Origin of the sequence: Halorubrum sp. 2020YC2 (assembly GCF_018623055.1) — an archaeon.
Classification (GTDB): Archaea; Halobacteriota; Halobacteria; order Halobacteriales; family Haloferacaceae; genus Halorubrum.
Map to the genome: position 1 here is coordinate 2,387,007 of NZ_CP076019.1, position 21,786 is coordinate 2,408,792.

20 protein-coding genes, 1 other RNA gene and 1 pseudogene are annotated in these 21,786 nt (G+C 67.4%); 18 read left to right on the top strand and 4 right to left on the bottom strand.

What is annotated here, in order from left to right:
* The first annotated feature begins 55 nt into the window (after window positions 1-55).
* Window positions 56-787 carry an ATPase domain-containing protein gene (locus KI388_RS11965; RefSeq protein WP_215086844.1) on the top strand — a complete coding sequence of 244 codons (732 nt, stop codon included), beginning with the start codon at window positions 56-58 and terminating at the stop codon, window positions 785-787.
* A 27-nt stretch (window positions 788-814) separates the two neighbouring features.
* Here KI388_RS11965 and KI388_RS11970 read toward each other — a convergent pair whose 3' ends face one another.
* Window positions 815-1,153 carry a helix-turn-helix domain-containing protein gene (locus tag KI388_RS11970; RefSeq protein WP_017343751.1) on the bottom strand — a complete coding sequence of 113 codons (339 nt, stop codon included), beginning with the start codon at window positions 1,151-1,153 and terminating at the stop codon, window positions 815-817.
* A 199-nt stretch (window positions 1,154-1,352) separates the two neighbouring features.
* Between KI388_RS11970 and KI388_RS11975 the strand changes: the two genes are divergently transcribed.
* The 5 genes and pseudogenes from KI388_RS11975 to KI388_RS11995 all read left to right on the top strand — a co-directional run bounded on the left by KI388_RS11975 (window position 1,353) and on the right by KI388_RS11995 (window position 5,317).
* Window positions 1,353-1,691, top strand: coding sequence for a hypothetical protein (locus KI388_RS11975; protein WP_215086845.1), 339 nt, complete (start codon window positions 1,353-1,355; stop codon window positions 1,689-1,691).
* A 220-nt stretch (window positions 1,692-1,911) separates the two neighbouring features.
* Window positions 1,912-2,508 (top strand): SHOCT domain-containing protein, encoded by a 597-nt coding sequence (locus KI388_RS11980; RefSeq protein WP_215086846.1) that lies wholly within the window; start codon window positions 1,912-1,914, stop codon window positions 2,506-2,508.
* 357 nt (window positions 2,509-2,865) lie between these two features.
* A complete protein-coding gene (locus tag KI388_RS11985; RefSeq protein WP_215086847.1) occupies window positions 2,866-3,477 on the top strand; it encodes an archaellin/type IV pilin N-terminal domain-containing protein in 612 nt (203 codons plus the stop codon).
* Window positions 3,478-3,479: 2 nt separating this feature from the next.
* A pseudogene (locus tag KI388_RS15655) lies at window positions 3,480-3,968 on the top strand (archaellin/type IV pilin N-terminal domain-containing protein); the annotation flags it as partial.
* Between the two features lie 578 nt (window positions 3,969-4,546).
* Entirely contained in the window at window positions 4,547-5,317 is a 771-nt protein-coding gene (locus tag KI388_RS11995; protein WP_215086848.1) for a hypothetical protein, read from the top strand.
* A gap of 11 nt (window positions 5,318-5,328) precedes the next feature.
* On the opposite strand, the gene KI388_RS12000 is transcribed toward KI388_RS11995, so the two are convergent.
* Window positions 5,329-5,769 carry a zinc ribbon domain-containing protein gene (locus tag KI388_RS12000; protein WP_215086849.1) on the bottom strand — a complete coding sequence of 147 codons (441 nt, stop codon included), beginning with the start codon at window positions 5,767-5,769 and terminating at the stop codon, window positions 5,329-5,331.
* 216 nt (window positions 5,770-5,985) lie between these two features.
* Here KI388_RS12000 and KI388_RS12005 point away from each other — a divergent pair, with 216 nt between their 5' ends.
* The 10 genes from KI388_RS12005 to flaJ all read left to right on the top strand — a co-directional run bounded on the left by KI388_RS12005 (window position 5,986) and on the right by flaJ (window position 18,035).
* Window positions 5,986-8,400, top strand: a complete 2,415-nt coding sequence (locus KI388_RS12005) for a BGTF surface domain-containing protein (RefSeq protein ID WP_215086850.1) — start codon at window positions 5,986-5,988, stop codon at window positions 8,398-8,400.
* Window positions 8,401-8,492: 92 nt separating this feature from the next.
* Complete coding sequence (gene cheY / locus KI388_RS12010) at window positions 8,493-8,849, top strand: chemotaxis protein CheY (RefSeq protein WP_006628944.1); 357 nt, start codon at window positions 8,493-8,495, stop codon at window positions 8,847-8,849.
* Entirely contained in the window at window positions 8,849-10,039 is a 1,191-nt protein-coding gene (locus KI388_RS12015; protein ID WP_215086851.1) for a chemotaxis protein CheC, read from the top strand. The genes cheY and KI388_RS12015 overlap by 1 nt, the downstream gene beginning before the upstream one ends.
* On the top strand, window positions 10,036-10,623 hold the full coding sequence (locus KI388_RS12020) for a chemotaxis protein CheD (RefSeq protein WP_215086852.1): 588 nt from the start codon (window positions 10,036-10,038) through the stop codon (window positions 10,621-10,623). Before KI388_RS12015 ends, KI388_RS12020 begins: the two co-directional genes overlap by 4 nt.
* A gap of 150 nt (window positions 10,624-10,773) precedes the next feature.
* Complete coding sequence (locus KI388_RS12025; protein ID WP_215086853.1) at window positions 10,774-12,795, top strand: FlaD/FlaE family flagellar protein; 2,022 nt, start codon at window positions 10,774-10,776, stop codon at window positions 12,793-12,795.
* On the top strand, window positions 12,785-13,258 hold the full coding sequence (locus KI388_RS12030; RefSeq protein WP_215086854.1) for a flagellin: 474 nt from the start codon (window positions 12,785-12,787) through the stop codon (window positions 13,256-13,258). Before KI388_RS12025 ends, KI388_RS12030 begins: the two co-directional genes overlap by 11 nt.
* Window positions 13,259-13,753 (top strand): flagellar protein G, encoded by a 495-nt coding sequence (locus tag KI388_RS12035; RefSeq protein WP_215086855.1) that lies wholly within the window; start codon window positions 13,259-13,261, stop codon window positions 13,751-13,753. It begins immediately after the preceding gene.
* 1 nt (window position 13,754) lies between these two features.
* Entirely contained in the window at window positions 13,755-14,504 is a 750-nt protein-coding gene (locus tag KI388_RS12040) for an ATPase domain-containing protein (protein ID WP_215086856.1), read from the top strand.
* Window positions 14,505-14,572: 68 nt separating this feature from the next.
* On the top strand, window positions 14,573-16,246 hold the full coding sequence (locus tag KI388_RS12045; protein ID WP_215086857.1) for a type II/IV secretion system ATPase subunit: 1,674 nt from the start codon (window positions 14,573-14,575) through the stop codon (window positions 16,244-16,246).
* A gap of 52 nt (window positions 16,247-16,298) precedes the next feature.
* Entirely contained in the window at window positions 16,299-18,035 is a 1,737-nt protein-coding gene (flaJ, locus tag KI388_RS12050; RefSeq protein WP_215086858.1) for an archaellar assembly protein FlaJ, read from the top strand.
* Window positions 18,036-18,064: 29 nt separating this feature from the next.
* Here flaJ and KI388_RS12055 read toward each other — a convergent pair whose 3' ends face one another.
* A complete protein-coding gene (locus KI388_RS12055; RefSeq protein WP_215086859.1) occupies window positions 18,065-19,003 on the bottom strand; it encodes an NAD(P)-dependent oxidoreductase in 939 nt (312 codons plus the stop codon).
* Window positions 19,004-19,135: 132 nt separating this feature from the next.
* On the opposite strand from KI388_RS12055, the gene htpX reads away from it, so the two are divergent.
* Window positions 19,136-20,005, top strand: coding sequence for a zinc metalloprotease HtpX (htpX, locus tag KI388_RS12060; protein WP_215086860.1), 870 nt, complete (start codon window positions 19,136-19,138; stop codon window positions 20,003-20,005).
* A 664-nt stretch (window positions 20,006-20,669) separates the two neighbouring features.
* Here htpX and rnpB read toward each other — a convergent pair.
* An RNA gene (rnpB, locus tag KI388_RS12065) (RNase P RNA component) lies at window positions 20,670-20,982 on the bottom strand.
* A gap of 129 nt (window positions 20,983-21,111) precedes the next feature.
* Between rnpB and KI388_RS12070 the strand changes: the two genes are divergently transcribed.
* Entirely contained in the window at window positions 21,112-21,714 is a 603-nt protein-coding gene (locus KI388_RS12070) for a TIGR00296 family protein (protein ID WP_215086861.1), read from the top strand.
* Window positions 21,715-21,786 lie beyond the last annotated feature (72 nt).

Here is a 21,786-nt window from a genome sequence, read left to right on the forward strand (position 1 = left end):
TCGTCCGATGTACCGAACCGTCTTTTATATACTCCGGCCGCCAATGGAGGGACGAATGTCAGAACTCGTCTCCACCGGGGTCGAGGGGCTCGACTCCATTCTCACCGGCGGTATCACCGAGCGGTCGACGGTCCTCGTCTCCGGGAACCCGGGCACCGGCAAGAGCATCTTCGGCATCCAGTACCTCCATCACGGCGTCTCCGAACACGACGAGCGCGGCGTGTACGTCTCCTTCGAGGAGGACGAGGCCGACATCCGCGGCGCGGCCGAGTCCGTCGGCTTCGAGGGGTTCGACGAGATGGTCGACGACGGCGACATCGTCATCTTAGACAAACGCGAGATGCTCCGAGAGACCGACTTCTCGACCGCGGTCGACCGCCTGCTCGACACCGTCGAGGACGGCGAGTTCGACCGCCTCGTCCTCGACTCGCTGTCGATGTTCCAGCTGTTCTTCGACGCCGAACAGGAGAAGCGCACGTACCTGCTGAAGTTCTCGGACATCCTCAAGGCGAACGGGCTCACCTCGCTGCTCATCAACGAGCAGGGCGCCGTCTTCCCCGACACCGAGGTCGGCTTGGAGAACTTCCTCACGGACGGGAACATCTACTTCATCCAGACGCCGACCGACTCCGGCGTCAACCGCTACGTCTGGGTGGCGAAGATGCGGAAACAGGACATCGATACCGACATCTTCCCGATGGAGATCGGGCAGGGGGGAATCACGGTCCACGAGCGCGCGGGCGGGTTCTCGATGATGGGCCGGTCCGACGACCAGCCGTCGTTCTGACGGTTGGGTCGCCGGCCGCCCGCCTCGTCACTCCCGCGACGAGAGGTCGCGCCAGACGTCGTCGAGGCGGTTCTTCACCGCCGACCGCTCCTCGACCTCGACGGTGAGCCCGTCGCGGAAGTCGACCTCGACCCCGTCCACCTTCCGGCGGTACACCTTCACGCGCCGGTGCTCGTCCGAGAGCGGGCGGTCGTGTAGCTCGAGGAGGTCCGCCTCCTCCAGCTCGTTGATCCGTCGGTAACACGTCGCGATCGGGACGTCCAACTGGTCGCTGAGGTCCTGCGCCGACTTCGCCTCGCCCGTCGCCGTCAGGATGTCTGTGTTGTATTTGTTACCGAGTACGGTGATCAGATCGTCCCCCACCATTCACGTTATCGAGATTGATTTTTATGACTTATAATGGTACCGGTGATTAGCCGAATCAGCGAACGCGTCCCGATTCGGCGTGCGGGGAGGGATCACGCCGTTTCACCGACGCGCTTCGGGGACGCCTTCCGACGAACCGTATTATCGGCGCTGATACGCGCTCCCGTGGGTTTATCACCGGCGTTCGAGCAGGGTGTGTATGGAGCTCATCGAGGGGTTGTACCTGATGACGACCACCGTGCTGGCCGGCGCGAGCGCGACGCTCGTCGCGTTCGCCGTCGCGGCGTATCGGTCGTCCGGTCGCACGGCGATGGCGTACCTCGCGGTCGGCTTCGGACTCGTCGTCGTCGCGGCGGTCGGAACGCCCGCGGCCGCCTTTCGGACGGGATTCGGGAACGCCGAGGCGCTGCTCTTGATCAACACCGGGCTGCTCGCGGCGTCGATGGCGCTCGTCGCCGGGAGCCTCGCCGTCTACGAACCGGGCACACAGGAGTTCGTGATCCCCGAGTCGGAGCTGTCGCGCCTGCGCGAGCGGTAGCGCCGATCACGGCCGGTCGACCGTCCCGAGCCGCCATCGAGTCGACTCTGCCGATCCCGATACCTAGGAGCGTACGTCCCCCCGACGCACTTTTGATCTCTCGACCCATATTGATCTCGATGACAGACGGCTGTCGAGACGAGGGCGTGAGTTCGGACGCACCGGCTACCCCGTGGCGGCGCCGACCAACCGACCCGCCGCGACGCTCGGAGCGCCGACGATGACGACCGCCGACGCTCGCGAAGGTCGTTCGACGGTCGCTCGCCTCTCCGACCTCGCCGCGCGCGCTGGCGTCGGCGCCGGGGTCACGGTACTCGTGAGCGTCCTGCCGGTCGTCGGCCTGCTCGCGCCCGCGGTCGGCGCCGGCGTGGCGAGTTGGACCGACGAGTCGGAGGCGCCCCGCGGCCCGCGGATCGGCGCTGCGACGGGCGCGCTGGTCGCGCTGCTCTCGCTGCCGGTGACCTTCTTCGCGGTCTGGGTCGCCGCCGCGGTGTCGCCCGCGGCGACCGTCGGGGTCCTCGCGCTCACGCTGTTCGGCGCGGCGTACGTCGTCGGCAGCGGCGCGCTCGGCGGGTACCTCGCTGACCGGATCGCCGCGGAGCGCGACGCGTCGAACGAACGCGCCGATCGCGAGGTGCCCCAGACACCGCTCCAGCGACTCAAACACCGCTACGTTGAGGGAGAACTCTCCGACGCGGAGTTCGAGCGCCGCCTCGATCGACTCCTTGCGGCCGACCGTCAGGGGGACCGCGCCGAATCGCGGTCTCGGCCAGAATCTACCGACTCGCTGGCGCGCGAACCCGAACGCGAGCGCTGAGACCGTTTCCCTCGCCCCGACTGTCCTCGTTTCGAAGTCACCCTCCGAGGCGTCGGTACCACTAACCGCTGGTCCTTCGGTTGGTCTCGACTGTCTGACCGCCACCTCGGTCGTCGGGCTCCCGACGCTCGGCCGCGTCAGGAACGCACGCCTCGTTACGCGCTAGATCCAGAACTGATATCGCCACGCCGGAATAGTTGATACATTCTGTAATTATATGTCTAAAACAAATCCGAAAACCGCACGACGTGAGATGTTTATCAACTCGGATAACCGGGAACGTGATCTTAAGTAGGAAATCCCCAACGCTATCGATAACGCCCGCCGGGCAGGCCGGGGGCCAACGCAACACAACCAATGTTCGAAGCAATCACGGACGAGGAACAACGCGGTCAAGTGGGGATCGGGACGCTCATCGTGTTCATCGCGATGGTGCTGGTGGCGGCGATCGCCGCCGGCGTCCTGATCAACACGGCCGGGTTCCTCCAGACGCAAGCGGAAGCAACGGGCGAAGAGAGTACACAGCAGGTCAGCGACCGGCTCCAAGTCGTGAGCCAGTCCGGGACGTTCGACGATAGTGTAGGTGATAACGGTCAGATCGTTGAACTGGACTTCGTGCTCGCTCAGTCGCCGGGTGCGTCCAATATCGACTTGAGTGAAACCTCGGTCGAACTCATCGGGGAAAGTGGACAGGAAACGTTCACGCTCAGTACAGACTCTGATGGAACTGGTATTGACATGTTCAAAGGAGACAACAATGTCGTCTTCACCGATACTAGTGATCGAGCGCAGGTAACGCTCGGGCTTGACGACACTAGTTCAGATGTCGATAACAACGCCGGTGACAGCGCCTACGTTCTCGAGGAAGGCGACTCGATGACGATAACGTTCACCACCGCGAGCGGTGCGACGACAACCACCGAGATCCGCGTGCCAAGCACCGTCGTTAGCGACTCAGTGAGGCTGTAACAATGTTCGAATTTATCACTAACCCCGAGGAGCGCGGTCAGGTGGGGATCGGGACGCTCATCGTGTTCATCGCGATGGTGCTGGTGGCGGCGATCGCCGCCGGCGTCCTGATCAACACGGCCGGGTTCCTCCAGACGCAAGCGGAGGCAACGGGCGAAGAGAGTACTGACCTCGTCTCCGAACGGATCGACGTGACGAGCGAGGTCGGTATCGTTGGTAGTGAGGCAAACGGCGAACTGAGCGAGATTCGTCTGAGTGTCTCGGGCGCACCCGGTGCCGATCAAATCGATCTGAGCGAAACGACGATCCAAGCTGTTGGTCCTGGTGGGCAAGAGAATCTCGTGTTCGTTTCCAGTACTGGAAGTGGAAACACGCAACTGAGTACTAGTGAATCCATTGAGGACGGTATTACTCCTTCTGTCACGGTTGATACGGTTGATGAAACTGAAATTGACGACATCAGTAGTGGTGACTCCGCAACCCTTCGATTTGAAACCGAAGGTGAGTCTGCGGAAGTTACTGATAGCGTCGAAAACCTCGGTGGGACGGTGTTCGGCCTCGATGGTACAGCTGGTGACGCCACCTTACAAGCCAGCAATGACCAGTTGACCGAAGGCGAGGAGGTCACGATCACTCTCGAGGATGGCTCGGGTAACACTCTCATTCAGGACACCGAGACAGTTGCGGCTTCTGGTAGTGGATCGAGTTTTGAGATAGTCAACGAGGTAGCCAGTATTGACGGACTCAGTGCCAACGAGTTCGCTGTTGGCTCTGATGGTAGTTTCGAGTCGACACCGGTGCTTGATGAAGAGAACGACTACACGATCCTGATCAACCCTGACGCTGGGGCGTTCGCAGACACGGGGCCCTTCGGGGAAGGACAGAGTGCCACGCTCGACATCGTCTCGCCCGCCGGTGCGACGACGAGCGTCGAACTCCGCGCACCTGACCTGTTCAACAAGGACGGCGAAGCGGTCCGGCTCTAACGAGCCTCGAATCACCCGCTAACCGCTTCGGCGGAACCGATCCGCCCGGAACACCTATCTTCTCGCGCGTTCACGGCGTTACCATGAGCGACCGCGACGCACCGGCCGCCGACCCCGACGCGCCGCCGGCCGACCCCGACGAACTCGACTTCACCGACGACGAGAACGTCGTCGAGATCGAGGAGGGCCGGTACGTCGTCGGGACGAACGGCCGGCCCAACGTCGGTCGATCGCGAGGCGGCGGACGGGAGCGGCCGCCGGACGACGCCTCCGGGTTCACCGCCGCGGAGCCAGCGAACGCGGACGAGCGCCGACCCGCGGGCGACGACCCCCGAGCGAGCGCAGCCGGTCCCGGCGTCGGCGAACGCGGCCAGCGGCAGGGCGACCAGCAAGGCGGCGCCGGCGGACGAGGACAGGCCCGCGGAGCCGGGCAGGACGGCGGCCAGGGACGCGCAGGGTCGAATTCGGGAGGACGCCAGCCGCCGACCGGCGCGGACGCGGTCGACCGGCAGGCGGTGAGCCGGTGGCTGGCGACCTCCTTCGACGGCGACGGCTTCGACTACGGCATCGACGCGACGCTCCACGCGAACGGCGACACCACCCGCCAGCGGATGGTGTCGAACGACGTGACGGCGACGTTCGACACGCTGATATCCTGGTTCGCGTCGAACGCCGGCCCAAGTTCGCCGACGCCGGAGGCGATCGGCCTGCTGCTCGCGGCCTCCGAGACGACGGTGGATATTCCGCCGGTGATGATAAAACGGTTCGCGGCGAGTCAGGGGCTCTCCGCGAGCGATAGCATTGGCGACTTGGTGCGCGCCGCCGAGGACGCGGGCGGCTTCCGGATCGACTGACCCGAGGAGAATTATAACAGGAACAGCAGCGCGACGCCGATCAGCGCGAATACCGCGTACAGCCCCACCATCACTTCACGTTTCAGCGAGTTCCCGAGCGGCTCGGCGGTGAGCCGCCGGATCGGCGGGAGGATCGCGATCCCGGCGAGGATCAGCGGGAAGGCGCCGACCGCCGGGACGAGGGTGAGCGCGACGACGACCGTTCCGTACCCGACGACGTAACAGCCGCGCCGCCAGAGCTGCTCGCGGTCGCTGAGGTCGGCCATGTCCGCGAACCCGTCGGGCCCGCCCCCGTCGCTGCCGCCGCCTCCACTGCCCGCGACCTGTTCCGCCTGTCGCTGGACGTACTCGTCTAACTCCTGGGCCGCGTCCTCCGTCTGCGGGGCGCCGCACTGCGCGCAGTATCGGGCCTCGTCGTCTATCGACGCCTCACAGCGGGGACACGATGGCATCCTGTTCGGAAGCGCGCTCGCGTCGGGCTTAATTCTTCGGGAGACGAGTCGGCGGCGACACCGCCTACGTCCCCCGATTTCTGTCTCCAAGGGGGTTCGGCGCGCGCTGCGGTTCTCCTCGTTGATAATCCGGGGAGTATGCTTTAGTCGTCGACCCGCGGAGCCGAGGACGAACGACGCGGGCCGCCGACCGGCGGCCCACGCGCTGACCATACGATGTCACGGACACTCTCGCGATCCCCGACGAACGCCCACTCGCCCTCCGCCGCGCAGTCGACCGAGACGGCGACCGCTCCCGGCCGGTCCGACCGACGCCGACGAGCTCGCCGACTCGCGCGCCGTGTCGCGTGGCTCCTCTGTGCCGCGCTCGTCGCGTCGCTGCTCGTTGCCGGCGCTCCCTCGGTCGGGGCCGTCCCGGCGGACGGCGCCCCCGCGAGCGACGCGCCGGGAATCGATCGCGGCGCGACTTCGGCGGCGATCGACGCGGACGCCCTCGGGGGTGCGCCGGCGCAGGCGAACGCCTCCTTCAGCCGGGAGATATACGAGACGACCGCCGGCGCCCCCGTCGAGTTCACCGTCCTCGTCGAGGAAGAAACGTACCTCCTCGTCGGTGGGAACCGCCTGAGCGACTCCGGCGCGTCGGTGGGATTCACCGACGTGATCAGACTGGACCCCGGTGGTGAGAGCCGGATGGACGTGACGCTCAACACCCGCGTCGCCGGCACGGGAGCGGAGTACGTCTCCGCGTCGGGCGATGGGGAGGCGACCAGCTGTTCGGTCAGCTCCTGCCCGGGTCTTAGTTTCAACGACGAGAACGGCGACAACTTCGGCGGCCTCTCGGACCTCTCTACCGCGACCGGTGCCGGGGGGCTGTCCCGACCGCTCGCCACGGAGCGGTACCGGCTCGCAGCCGTCGAGAACGCCACCTTCACGGTCACCGGCGACGGCGTCGTTTCCCCGGCAGCCTCTGCGGCGCGGTCGAACGTCCTCGTGGTCGAGTCGGAGCGGTACCTCGGTGAGGAGGTCGACCTGTTCACCACAATGCCAGCTGAGTCGGACGAGTCGATCGAGTCCCTCGGCGCGCTCCGGAGCGACGGCCTCGAACGGTCGGCCGTCACGAAGGGCGACCGCCTCGTGATCGGCTTCGAGGCGGCCGGGATCTGGGGAGCGCTGTCGCACGTCGCGAACGACGGCGGCGGACCCGTTACCGCGGGCGGGAACGCGAGCGGCGAGGTTCTGCGGGACCTCCTCGCAGAGGAAGAGGGAATCGACCTCCGGATCGAACACACTAACCCCGGTCGAAACCGCGAGCCGACCCGGATCGACCCGTCGGTGCTCGAAGACGCCACGGTGCTGTTCGAGTCGCCCGAGGAGATCGAGGCCGCGTCGGCCGACCCGAGCGCCGGCCGGTTCTACCTCGTGATCGACACGAGCGACGACAACGCGATCGGCGAGCGGCTCGACCCCGGCGAGGAGTACCGCGTCACGTTTGAACTGGCCGGCGAACGGGGCGAGCGGTACCGGTTCGCGGACGACCCCGATGGGCCGTTCGACGCCGCCTCGGTCGAGGACGACTCGACACCGGAGCAGTTCCCGTACTTCGCTACAGACGAGGCCGGCGTCTCGGTCGAGACGACGTTCTCGATCCAAGAGCGGTATATCGAGTACGATCACCACACCGATGACGGCGAACTATTCGCCGACGGCGGCGAGATCACCGGGACCACGACCCTGCTGCCGGCGACCGAACTGAACGCCGAGTTCACGTACGACGGGGGCGATAGACCGCAGCTGTCCGAATCGACGGTCTCAATCGACGACGACGGCAACTTCAGCGCCGACCTCGGTCTCTCCGGCGCACCGCCCGGGGACCGTGTCCTGTTCGAGCTCCGCGACGACTCCGGGCTGCGCGACAGCCGGACGGTCATCATCACCGCCGACGCCGCGGACCCGCACCACCTGCGCCTGACGAACACGACGACGAACTTCACGGTGACCCGCGAGGAGTCGTTGTCTTCCCTGTCGACGACGATCCGAAACGTCGGCGCGGTGGAGGATCGCCGAAAGCTGTCACTCGACGTCGCCGACGGCGAGATCGTCGAGGAGCGCTATGTGACGGTGGGGCCGGACGCGCCGCGCAACGAGACCTTCGACGGCGTCGACGCCGACCTCGAACCGGGGACGTATCCGTACACGCTCGCGATCGACGGGGACCGGATCAACGGGACCGTGATAGTCGAGGACGATCCGGCGGTGACGCGCATCGACTCGGACGGGAACGGCACGTCGGAAGCGAGCGAGCCCGACGGGAACGGTTCAGTCTCCGATTCGAACCCCGGAGGGGAAGAGTCGACGACCGACAACGGCTCCGATTCCGCGGAGAACTCCACGAGTTCCGCGACGAGCGACGGCCCGAACAACGGAACCGAACCGGCCGAAACGAACGCGACCGACGGGACGGAATCGGTTGACGACGCCGGGTCCGGAAACGGCTCCGAGAACAACCCGCCCTCGCAGACCCCACCCACCGACGAGCCGACGACCTTCCTCCCGTTCGGGATCGGCACCCGAGAGACGCTCGTCGGTACGGTTGTCGTCGGCGCGATCCACATCCTCGGACACTGGGTGTAAGGCTCGGTTTCCTCCGGCGTCCCGCTCTGTTCTCATCGCTGAGAACCGCGGGGGAGCGATTAAGTGATCGCTGTGCCCCAATCCAGACAACAATGGCTACGCGGGTACTCATCGCCGACGACTCGGAGTTCATGCGGAACCTCCTCCGGGAGATCCTCGAAGGCGAGTTCGAGATCGTCGGCGAGGCGGAGAACGGCGTGGAGGCGGTCAACATGTACGAGGAGCACGGGCCGGACCTCGTGATGATGGACATCGTGATGCCGATCCGCGACGGGATCGAGGCGACGACGGAGATCCTCGAAGACAACCCGGACGCGACGGTGATCATGTGTACCAGCGTCGGGCAGGAGGAGAAAATGAAGGCGGCGATCAAGGCGGGCGCGGAGGGGTACATCACGAAGCCGTTCCAGAAGCCGAACGTACTCGACGCGATCGGCTCGGCGGTATAATGCGGGTCGACGTCCGCGCGCTCGGCGCCTGTAACCGCCTCGCGGAGCAGGGGGCGAAACAGGCCGCCGGCGCGCTCTCGGATCTCACCGGGACCGACCTCGCGGTGGAGGTGACGGGCGCGAGCGTCGCCAGCGGCGAGGACCTCGCGGAGGCGTTCGCGGGCCGGGAGTCGATCGGCGTCAGCGTCGGGCTCCGCGGGGGTCTGGACGGCGAGGCGGTCCTCGCGTTCGACGCCGTCAACGCCGACGCCCTGCTCTCGCTGCTCCCCGGCGGGGCGTCGATGGAGCGGAGCGCGGTGACGGAGGTCGGCAACATCGCGCTCGGCGGCTTCCTCGACGGGTGGGCGAACTACCTCGGGAAGGGGATCGACATGTCGCCGCCGCGGTACTTCGAGGCGGACGGCGCGGCGGTACTGCCGGACGGGGCGCTCGCGGGCGACGGCGTGTTCCTCTTCGAGAGCCGCCTGGACGCGACGACGACGGACCTCGACTTCTCCATCTACATGCTGCCCGACTCGGGCCCGTTCCGCGACCTCATCGTCGGGAAGACGGCGCCCGCGGCGGCGGCCGGCGGCGAGGCCGACGGCGGCACGACTAGCACGGCGGTGCCCTACGAGTCGCTGTCGACGTTCTCGTCGCTGGCGAAGAAGGGGTCGGCCAACGCCGCCGACAACATCGCGATGATGACCGGGTTAGAGACGAGCGTCGACGTGAGTCGGCTCCGGTTCGTCCCGCTCGCGGACGTGCCCGCGGAGGTCGGTACCCAACCGCACGCGGGTACGGTGTTCGAGCTTCAGGGGCAGCCGAGCGGCTACCTCGCGATCCTGTTCGAGGAGTCCTCGGCGGCGGCCGTCGCGGACGCGATGCTCCCGATGGACCCCGACGAGCCGCTGGGCGACATGGCCGAGAACGCGCTCTGCGAGCTGGGTAACGTGATGACGAGCGGGTTCATCGACGGGTGGGCGAACGTGCTCGGCACGACGATCACCCACTCGCCGCCGGAGTTCGTCCACGACATCGGTGCGTCGACGATCAGCCCGCTCGTCGCGAAGCTGAGCGAGCGGCAGGACTACGGGTTCGTGATCGACACCGCGATCCGGACGGAGGGGATCCAAGCGCGCTGCGACGTGTACGCGCTCCCCGACGAGCGCGAACTAGCTCGGGCACTCGACCGCCTTTCCGAGTCGTGACCCGCTCGCTCTCCGACGATCGGCCGGACGACCCGGCGGACCGAACGGGGAGCGGTAGGGACGCCGTCTCGGACGCGGAGTCGGAGACGGTCACCGGCGGCCCGGCCGCGGACGGGAACGGACGGATCAAAGTCGGAGTGGGTGAACTCGCGGTCACGAGCGACGACGCGACCCTGACGACCAGCGGGCTCGGCTCCTGCGTCGCGGTCGCGCTCGTCGACGAGCGGGCGGGAGTTCGCGGGCTCCTCCACGCCATGCTGCCCGCGGCGGACGGGCGGACCACCGCCGCCTCGCGGCCCGCGAAGTACGTCGACACCGGTGTCGACTCGCTGATCGCGGCGCTCGACGACGCCGGGGCCGACCCCCGACGGCTGAAGGCGCGGGTCGCGGGCGGCGCCGAGATGCTCGACCTCACCGACGCGGTCGGCCCGCGGAACGTCGAGCGGGTCGGCGAGGTGCTCGACGCGGCCGGCGTTCCGATCGTTGCCAGCGACGTCGGTGACGCGGTCGGGCGGACGGTCCGGTTCGGACCGAACGGTCGGCTCGTTATCCGTGCCGCGGACGGGTTCGAACGGGCGATCTGACCGCGGATCGGTCCCCCGTTCGAATTCTCGAAATCAGCTAATTACCCCGATCTGAGCCTTCTATCGGGTTATTTCGCTTCGTGGCGTGCTTTCTCACGGTTGATATTTTGAGGGGTGAATTGAAGTAGCTTCTGCGGGTCGTACACGGTAATGGGCCTCGAACTACCGGTGTGGGGAGCTCCAACCGCCGCTTGGGCAGTCGCCACGCTGGGGCTCGTCGGTGCGAGCGTCCTCGACAGGTTCCTCGACGACGACGGATCCGACGACGACGGTTCCGGTGGTATGGGCGGCGACGACGATCCCTTCGGCGGTGACATGGGCGGCGGTGACATGGGCGGCGGTGACATGGGCGGCGGAGGGATGGGCGGCGGCATGGGCGGCGACGGTGGTGGAGGCGGCGACGACGGCTTCGACGACTTCGACGGGATGGACGAGTGGGACGACGAGTTCGACGACGGCGGCGGTGGCGGCGGGGGTGGCGGTGCCGCCACCGACGAGCTCGAGAACCGGCTCGACGAGCTGGAAAACGAGGTCGCCTCCCTCTCCTCGACCGTCTCGACGGTCCGCTCGGAGAACGAGGAGATCTCCGCCGCGGTCGACGACATCGAGGAGGACGTCCGCAACCTCCTCGACATCTACGAGATGGTCACCCGCGGCATCAACCCGTTCGTCGACGACGGCGGCGGCTTCGACAGCGTCGCCGGCGGCGGCGAGGGGTCGTTCGGCATCTTCGACGACGACGAGGGCACCGAAGAGGAGGACCTCGACGAGGACGTCGCGAACGCGGACGCGGACGGGTTCTTCGACGACGACCTCCTCGACGAGGGGGAAGAGGAGGCCGACGAGTTCGACGAGTTCGACGACGACGCCGAGGGCGACGGCTTCGACGACCTCGACGACGGCGGATTCGACGACCTCGACGACGGCGGATTCGACGACCTCGACGACGGCGGATTCGACGACCTCGACGACGCCGAGGAACTGGACGACGACAGCACGGACGACGCCGCGTCCGAGACCGAAACGGTGGACGACGGAGACGACATGAACGACGATGGAAAGAGCTTCAGCGAACTGAAAGAAGAGTACGACTCCGGGGAGGCCGACTGGGCCGAGGAGGGCGACGACGGCGCGGACGACGACCCGTTCGAGGACGGGGACGACTCCTTTGCCGACCCCGGCGACGAAACGGACTCGTTCGACGACGAGCCCGCCGACGACCTCGGCGGTGGCGACTTCGGGGGCGACGACTTCGGTGGTGACGACCTCGGTGGCGGCGCCGAGGACGACGGCTTCGACAACTTCGACGAACCGGCGGACCCGGAGCCCGCCGGCGGCGCGCCGGACCCCGAACCGTCGGGGGGCGCCGAGCCGGAGCCGGCGCCGGACCCCGAACCGTCGGGGGGCGCCGAGCCGGAGCCGGCGCCCGACCGCCGCCCCGGCGGCGACCCCGCGGAGGCCTCCGGCGGCTTCGAGTACGTCGGTGAGGACGACCTCTCCGCCGGGAACGGCCGCGGCAAGCCGTACCTCACGGAGCTGCCGGGCGACTACGTGGGCGACCTCCTCGTGATGGAGTGGCTGGAGTTCCTCGTCTCCGAGAGCGACGTCACCGACGCGGTGCGCGCGATCAACTACTACGAACGCATCGAGTGGATCGGGCCCGACGCCGCCGCGCGGCTCCGGGACTTCCTCTCCGGGTTCGGCACGATCGATCGCAACCTCGTCGACCGGCCGGGAACCGACCGGCTCGTCCGCGAACACCACACCCGCAGCCTCCGCTACGTGACCCAGCTCAACGGCACCAGCAGCCACACGGTGCTTCTGGACCGCTGGGACGACCTCGCCGGCGGCTCGCTCGTCGGCGGCGGCTCGCCCGTCGGCGGTCGCCGCGGCGGCCGTCGCGGCGGTCGCGCCGATTCCGGTCGCAACGGTCGCAACGGCCGCACCGAACCGAAGCGGAACGGCCACGACGAGCCCGGCCGGGGGGACGCGCCCGACGAGCGCGAGCGACGCACGAACGGTACCGATCACGGCGCCGACGCGGCGGACCGCCGCGACGGGCACCGCGACGACCGTCGCGATCGGAACGGTTCCACGCGACCGATGAACGACCCGAATCCCCGTTCCGACCGCGCCGATCCGGCCGACGGAGGGTGGGGAGATGGGCGTTAGCGTCTCCGCGTCCACGGCAATCATCGTCGCGGGGCTGTTCTTCGCGTTCACGACCTTCTACCCCGTGGCGGCCAACGGGCTCGACCGCGTCTCCGACGCCACGCACGGCGTCAACGAGCGCGCGCTCGAACGGCAGAACACCGACTTCTCGGTGACGAACGCGACGTTCGACACGAGCACCGACACCCTCACCCTCAACGCCACCAACGAGGGGTCGGTCGGGCTGGTCGCCGGCGACGCGACGCTCGTCGTCGGCAACGAGTACGTCGACGTGGGGGGAGCGAACGCGTCCACGACCGTCGACGGCGACGGCGACACCGCGCTCTGGCTCGGTGACGAGACGCTCTCGGTGACCGTCGAACAGACCGACACGGCGACGGAGATCGGGGACGGCACCCGGGTCGTCCTCGTCGTCGAGTCCGGCGTCCGCGACGCCGCTACCGTGACGGAGGTGGGGGCGTAGATGGCCAGCGTTCCCGTCTCCCACCTCATCCTGTTCATCGCGAGCCTGGTGATCGCCGCGGGCGTCGTCGGCACGGTCACCACCGGGGTCGATCGCGTGAGCGCGGCCGTCGACGACGCCGGGCTCGACGCCACCGAACAGCTCCGGACCGACGTGACGGTCATCTCGGACGCCGGCGCGGGGGTGTACAACGCGACTGAGGGGAACGTGACGCTGCTGATAAAGAACACCGGCACCTATCGGCTCGCGCCCGACGGATCGGACCTCAACGTCGTCTTCGACGGCTCCTACGTCCGGCCGAACGCGATCTCCGGGACGCTTGTCTCCGCCGACGGCGGGAACGCGTGGGGTCGCGGCGACGTGCTCCGGCTCACGATCAGCGTCAACGACATCGACGGCGTGAACGACGGACTCGCCGACGGCGACCACCGGGTGTTCCTCTCGGTGAACGGCGACGAGGAGCTGTTCCAGTTCCGCGTGGAGGGGGGGAACTGAGATGCCGCACGACAACCTGCTCTCCTTGGGCCTCGGCGAGCGCGACCGGCTCAACAAGGAGCTGGGCGGCGGCATCCCGCGCGGGAGCATCGTCCTCATGGAGGGCGACTACGGGGCCGGCAAGAGCGCCATCTCGCAGCGGTTCGCCTACGGGCTCGTTCAGGAGGGCGCGTCGGTGACGATGATGTCGACCGAGCTGACCGTCCGCGGGTTCATCGACCAGATGCACTCGCTGGAGTACGACATGGTGAAGCCGCTCCTCCAAGAGGAGCTGCTCTTCCTCCACGCCGACTTCGACTCCGGCGGGGCGTTCTCCGACGGCGACGGCGAGCGCAAGGAGCTGCTCAAGCGGCTGATGGACGCGGAGGCGATGTGGAACTCCGACGTCGTCTTCCTCGACACGTTCGACGCCATCTTCCGGAACGACCCCACCTTCGAGGCGCTCGTCCGGAAGAACGAGGAGCGGCAGGCCGCCCTAGAGATCATCTCCTTCTTCCGCGAGATCATCTCGCAGGGGAAGGTGGTGGTGCTCACCGTCGACCCCTCGGCCGTCGACGACGAGGCCATCGGCCCGTTCCGCTCCATCGCCGACGTGTTCCTCGAACTGGAGATGATCGAGGTCGGCAACGACATCCGCCGCCAGATCAACGTGAAGCGGTTCGCGGGCATGGGCGAACAGGTCGGTGACACGATCGGGTTCTCGGTCCGCTCCGGAACCGGCATCGTGATAGAGAGCCGTAGCGTCGCCTAACACATGACCAGCAGACGCACAGTCGGTCCGCGCGGCCGGACCGCGACCATCGCGACGCGGGGTGAGAGATGACCGAACACGGCACAGCCAAACCGTCCGACGAGCTCCGGAAGGCGGCCATGCGGCGGCCGCACCTCCGGGAGCACCTCCGCGAGTTCAAACAGATCACCGGGGAGTTCCCGCAGTTCATCGAGGAGCCGAAAGACGAGTACGAGTCCGACCGGCCGAACGTCATCTATCCCGTCGGCGGCCCCATCTACAGCCACATCTACGGCGACCTCGGGCAGGACACGAAGTACTACGCCATCGAGCCGGAGCTGTCCGGCCCGCAGGCGGAGATCCTCAACGAGGTGAAAAACCGACTCCTCACGGCCAGCGGGCAGCACACCGCCCCGGACAACGAGGCGGAGTACGACGATCTCATCGAGGAGTTGTTAGAGGAGGTGACCCACATCGACGAGCAGAACGGCGGCCTCCGCGGTAACCTCTCGAAGATTCTCAGCATGGGGAAGCTCTCCGTCACGGAGGAGACCTACGAGAATATCCGCTACCGGCTCAACCGCGACATCGTCGGACTCGGCCCCCTCGAACCGATCATGCGTGACCCGGCCAACGAGGACATTCACGTCATCGGTCCCAAGGAGTGTCACGTCGACCACGGCACCTACGGAATGTTAGAGACGACCGTCGACTTCGGCACGCCACAGGAGTTCGACAACTGGCTGCGCAACATGGGCGAGCGGATGGGCGACCCCCTCTCTGACTCCGACCCGATCGTCGACTCCACGCTCCCCGACGGCTCCCGTATCAACATCATCTACTCCGACGACGTCTCTCTGAAAGGGTCCTCGCTCACGATCCGGCAGGGCGACGAGGTGCCGCTATCGATCAACCAGATCACGCACTGGGGAACGCTCTCGCCGCAGCTTTCGGCGTACCTCTGGCTCTGTCTGGAGAACGAGCAGACGGTGTTCGTGGTCGGGGAGACGGCGTCCGGTAAGACGACGACGCTGAACGCGATCCTCTCGTATATCCCCGACGACTCGAAGATCTACACCGCGGAGGACACCGCCGAGGTCATCCCGCCGCACAACACCTGGCAGCAGCTGCTGACCCGCGAGGGGGGCGACGAGGGGTCCACCGACGTGGACATGTTCGACCTGGTCGCTGCCGCGCTGCGGTCGCGCCCCGACTACATCATCGTGGGCGAGGTGCGGGGCGCCGAGGGGCGCATGGCGTTCCAGGCGGCCCAGACGGGTCACCCGGTCATGCTGACGTTCCACGCGTCCGACATCGTCTCGATGATCCAGCGGTTCACCTCCGAGCCGATCAACGTCCCCGAGACGTTCATGGACAACGCCGACGTGGCGCTGTTCCAGAACCGGGTGAAACAGGGCGATGACGTGCTCCGTCGGGTGACGAGCGTCCAGGAGATCGAGGGGTACTCCAAGGAGATGGAGGGGGTCGTCACCCGCGAGGTGTTCAGCTGGGACCCCGTCGAAGACGACATCGTCTTCCAGGGGATGAACAACTCCTACGTGCTCGAAGAGCAGATCGCGACCCTGCTGGGGTACGCCGACACCCGCGACATCTACGACGACCTCGAGTTCCGCGCGGAGCTGATCGAGCGGATGATCCAGGAGGGTATCTTAGGCTACCACGAGGTGAACGACGCGATCAACTCCTTCCAGCGCGACGGCGTCGAGGGGCTCCCCTTCGACATGCACCGGAACACGAGGTAGCGACGATGGAGGCGAGTCACCGAGGAGTCACCGCGGCGGAGGGGCGCTGACGATGGCGGTCAAGGAGGTGGGCAACGGGCTCGCGACCGCCGCCGAGCTGACCTCCGAGGTCATGGAGTCGTACGACCAGCTCGACATCTCCAAGCGGAAGTACGTCGGGCTGGTGTTGATTCCGGCCGTGCTGATCTTCCTCGCGAGCGTCGTCGGCCTGGTCGCGCTCCCGCTCCCCTTCCCCGCCCTGGTCCCGATCCCGATGTTCGGCGGGCTCGTCCTGTTCTCGGCCGTCATCTACCCGAAGATCTACCTCTCCAGTCTGGAGACGAAGATCGACAACCAGCTACACCTCGTGATGACCCACATGACGGTGCTGTCGACGACGAACATCGACCGAATGGAGGTGTTCCGGACGCTGGCGAAAGAGGAGGAGTACGGCGTCGCCGCCGAGGAGATCGGTCGCGTCGTCCACCTCGTCGACACGTGGAACCAGAGCCTCGACGACGCCTGTCGTCGCCGGGCTCAGGAGGTCCCCTCCGACGCGATGGCCGACTTCTTCGACCGCCTCGGTTACACGATGGGCGCGGGGCAGTCCTTAGAGGAGTTCCTCGTCTCCGAGCAGGACGTGATGCTCGCGCAGTACGAGACCCGCTACGAGTCCGCGCTCTCGAACCTGGAGGTGATGAAGGACCTGTACATGTCGATGATCCTCTCGATGACGTTCGCCTTGGTGTTCGCCGTCGTCCTCCCGATCCTCACCGGCAACGACCCGACGGCGACGGTCGCGGCCGTCATCGTCCTCTTCGTCTTCGTCCAGCTCGGGTTCTACGCGATGATCCGCGCGACGTCGCCGTACGACCCCATCTGGTACCACCCGGACGAGCGGGCGCCCGGCGACCTGAAGCTGTGGGGCTCGCTGATCGGCGGCGGCGCCTGCTCGTTCCTGCTCATCGGGATCACGGCCGCCGGGATGTTCGGGTACGGTCCCGGGCTGCCCGGCCTCCTCTTCTTCGTCGACGACGTCCGGCTGCCGCTGTACCTTGCGGTCCCCATCTCGCCGCTCTTCATTACCGGAGTGGTCCTCCGGAACGAGGAGCAGGCGATCACCGCCCGGGACGGCGAGTTCCCCTCGTTCGTGCGCGCGCTGGGCGCGACCGAGAGCGCGAAGCAGTCGACGACGACCGACGTGCTGACGACGCTGCGCGACAAGAACTTCGGGGAGCTCTCCGAGTCGATCGAGCGGCTCTACCGTCGGCTCAACATGCGGATCAGCACCGAGGGCGCGTGGCGGGCGTTCACGCGAGACACGCGCTCGTACCTCATTCAGAAGTTCTCCGAGATGTACCTCGTCGGCAGACAGATGGGCGGCGACCCGAAGATGCTCGGCGAGCTGATCTCGAAGAACATGAACGCCGTCAACCAGCTCCGCGAGCAGCGCAGACAGGCGGCGATGACGTTCATCGGACTGCTGTACGGGATCACGGCGGCGGCGACGTTCGCCTTCTTCATCGGCTTAGAGGTCGTCGCCATCCTGGCCGACCTGACCGCCGACTTCGGGCTCGAAGAGATGGACATGGCCCAGATCGTCTACCCCAGCGCCTACGACATCCCGCTCATCGAGTACCTCCTCCTCACCGTCGTGCTGTTCAACGCGGCGCTCTCTTCGCAGATGATCCGCCGGATCGACGGCGGGAACCCCGCGAACGGCTACATCCACTTCGTCCTCCTGACGTGGCTCGGATCGGTTACCGCCATCGCGACCCGGACGCTCGTCAACGCCATCCTGTCGATCTGACGCGCGGTGTCGTTCCGCGCTCGTCCGGCCTACTCATCGAACAGCGTCGGCTCGGGGACCGCCTCGTCGGCCGCGTCGCGCCACGAGCGCGACGGCGCCCACCCGAACAGCCGTGCCGCCCGCCCGATCGCGTAGGCGCCGCGGTCGTCGCCCTCGTCGAGCGCGCTCCCGTCGACCGCGCAACCGTCGGGAACCTCGCCGTACGACTCTCGGAGCAGGTCGAGCAGCGGGCGACCGAGCGCGTTGTCGGCCGCGACGCAGTTGACCGCCTCGTGGGTGCCGGGGGCCACGATAGGGTCCTCACCGAGGAGGTCCGCGAGCGCGGCCGCGACGAGGTCGGCCACGTCGCGGACGTCGACGTACGACCAGAAGTTGCCGGCGCCCGCGTCGAGGCCGCTCACGTACTCGTCGGCGCGGCAGGCGTACGCACCGGGGTACTGGATCCACGACGGGCGGAGCGAGACGGCCGGCACGTCGTGGCGGCGCGCGACCGCGCCCGCCGCCGCCTCCGCGGTCACCTTCGAGAGCCCGTACGGGTCTTCCGGCTGGAGCGGGTGGGCCTCCGTGATCGGTAGCTCCTCCGGGAACGGCGTCGGGTCGGCGAAGAAGAAGCCGTAGGCGCCGTCGCTGGAGGCCTGAACGATCGGGGCGTCGGCTCGGCCGGCGGCGTCGAGGACGTTCTTGGCGGCGAGCGCGTTCGTCTCGAACACCCGGCCCTCGGGGTGGGTGCCGGCGACTGGGATCGCGGCCCAGTGGACGACCGCGTCGGGGTCGACGGCGGCGACGACGTCGAGCGCCTGATCGCGCTCCGCGAGGTCGGCCGCGCGGAACGAGACGTTCGGGGCGGGGTCGACGCCGAGCCCGGGGTGGTCGTAATCGACGACGACGACCTCGTAGTCGCCGGCGAGGCGGTCGACGACCCAGCGCCCGGAGGCGCCGCGGCCGCCGGTGACGAGGACTGTCTCCATGCGTCGGCGTCGGCGTCGGGGGGCAAAAGCGCACCGTTGCGGCGGAAACCGCACCGCCGCGGACGGGTCGGGGCGGGTCGGGCCGCCCCCGGCTCCGGCAGGCTTTAACGCGCCGAGCGGTAACTTACGGGTATGGATTGGAAGACAGACTGGGGGTTGCGTGGACGGATGGCGTTCACGATGTTCCTCCTGTTCGCCCTCTACGTCGTGTTCGTCGGAGCCCTGACGGTGTACTTCGGCGACTTTCTGTTCCCGCTGGTCATGCTCGGCGGGTTCTCGGTCGCCCAGTACTTCTTCAGCGACAAGCTGGCGCTGCGGAGCATGGGCGCCCGCGAGGTCGACCCCGACGAGTACCCGGACCTCCACCGCCGCGTCGAGCGGCTGAGCCAGCAGGCCGACCTGCCGAAGCCGACCGTCGCGGTCGCGAACACGCAGGTGCCGAACGCGTTCGCCACCGGCCGGAACAAGAAGAACGCCACCGTCGCGGTGACAACGGGACTTCTGGAGAGCCTCGACGAGGACGAGCTCGACGGCGTGCTCGCCCACGAGCTCGCCCACGTCAAGAACCGCGACGTGATGGTGATGACCATCGCCTCGTTCCTCTCGACTATCGCCTTCTTCATCGTGCGGTGGGGGTGGCTGCTGGGCGGCGATAACCGGCAGGGAGCGCCCGTCATCGTCGCGATTCTGGTGTCGCTCGTGGTGTGGGTGGTCTCGTTCCTCCTGATCCGCGCGCTCTCGCGCTACCGCGAGTACTCCGCGGACCGCGGCGCGGCGCTTATCACGGGCAAGCCCGGCGCGCTCGCCTCGGCGCTGATGACCATCGACGGCCGGATGGACAAGGTCCCCAAGGAGGACCTCCGCGAGGAGGCGGAGATGAACGCGTTCTTCATCATCCCGATCAAGGCCGGCTTCGTCGGGAAGGTCGCTTCGACGCACCCGTCGACGGAGCGTCGGATCGAGAAGCTCCGCGATCTGGAAAAGGAGATGGAAACGGCCTGATACGGATCTGGCTCGGAGTTTTCACTCGGTTGTTTATAAGTCGTTGAGTGCGGCTTGACGACGAACACCGTCGAATCCTCAGTCGCTCATTTATAAATCATCAAGAGCAGATCGGTGACGCACACCGCCGAAGCCCCAGCCGCCTACTTATAAATCGTTGACCGTGGCTTGACGACGCACACTTCCAAAGCCCCAGCTGCTTGTTTATAAACTGTTGAGGCCGGACCGGTGACGCACACCGCCGAAGCCCCAGTCGCGAGGCCGGCGCACGCTTGTTGCGCTCCTCGTCGCTCGCGTTGCTCGCTCCTGCGGTGCTTACGTCGCCTGCGCCGCCCTCGCGACTGCCCCTTCGAGTCCCGCCCCTCCGGAAGACGTTCCTGCTCGCTTCGCTGCGCGGGCTGCGACTTCCGTGCTCCCGCTCGCCACGCTCTCGGGAACGCACACCGACCGCACCTCACGCCTCCCCAACCTCGTCGACGGTCCTCCGCTTCGCTCCGGACCGTCGACTCCCTCGCGCGTGCTGTCGCCGGCGCTTCGCGCCGGCTTCCAGAGGGACCTTCGGTCCCTCGCGGCTCGGCCGCGGGGCGGCCTCTCAGGCACGCGCCACCGGCTCGTTCCTTTATAAGTAATCGCGGGAGAGTCGCGCCGCTGGTCGTTGCGAGCGGACTGAGGGGAGTAAGCCCCCTTCGGTTCGTCCCGACATTCGGCTGAGCGTCCGCGCCGCGGCCGGACTACCTTGTGGCGCGGACTTGCACCGGCGAGGATTCGCCGTTCCATCCGTTCCCGCCCGTCGATCCTCATCGGGTTAACTCCCTTCCCTTGTGGGTCGGTTCGCACGAATCACGGGTCGGGGCGGGGGGTGTCGTTGCTGTTCCAGAGCCAGCCGTCTCCGACTCCGGGCGTGTGCCCGGTCGCCTGTCCGGCCGGTGGGGGGACTTTCCTCATGCCAGAGGCACGGGAGTCGGGCTCCCTCTGTCCGGTCGAAGCTTTGCCGGCCGGCGAATTAAGCGGTTCGGTCGGGCGGCTCGTTCGGCAGACGCCGCGAACCCCGCGAGAACGGTGCCACAAGGGAAGCGTTCAAGTCGTCAGCAACGTAATAGACTCTCATGTCCGAGGCTCAGACCGTTCAGCTGTCGTACGACGACGGTGCACGAGCGGTCGAACTCGCGCGGGAGGCGGTCGAGTCGTTCGTCCAACACGGACAACGCGAACAACCCGGAAGCATGCGCGAGGCGTTCTACGCCCGCACCGGCGCCTTCGTTCGCCTCCAGTCGACCCGCGGACGCGGCCGCCTCCGCGGCTGCGCCGGCGCGTGGGAAACTTCGGACCAGCTCGGCCACGCCATCGTCGAGGCCGCCATCAAGGCGGCCTCGGACGACTCCTGCGGCTCCGAGGTGGAGCCGAAGGAGCTGGACAACATCACCGTCTCCGTCTTCGTCGTCTCGAACACCCTCCTCACGAACGACCCCCTCGCCGACCTCGACGTCGGCACCCACGGCGTCGCCGTCGACAGCGGCAACGCCCACGGCTGGCTCTACCCGACCGTCCCCGTCGAGAACGGCTGGTCCGGCGCCGAGTTCCTCTCGCGCGCCTGCCGGAAGGCGAAGCTCTCGCCCACCGCCTGGCAGGAGGAGGACACGATGGTGACGCTCATCGAGGGCCAGGTGTTCCGAGAGCGCGCCGACGGCGGCGCCGTCGAGGAGCTGTAGCGACCGCGCCGCAGTCGACCCGCACCGCTTCTCCGTTCCGCGCGCCGGTCCCGTAGCCGACCGCCGTTCCGG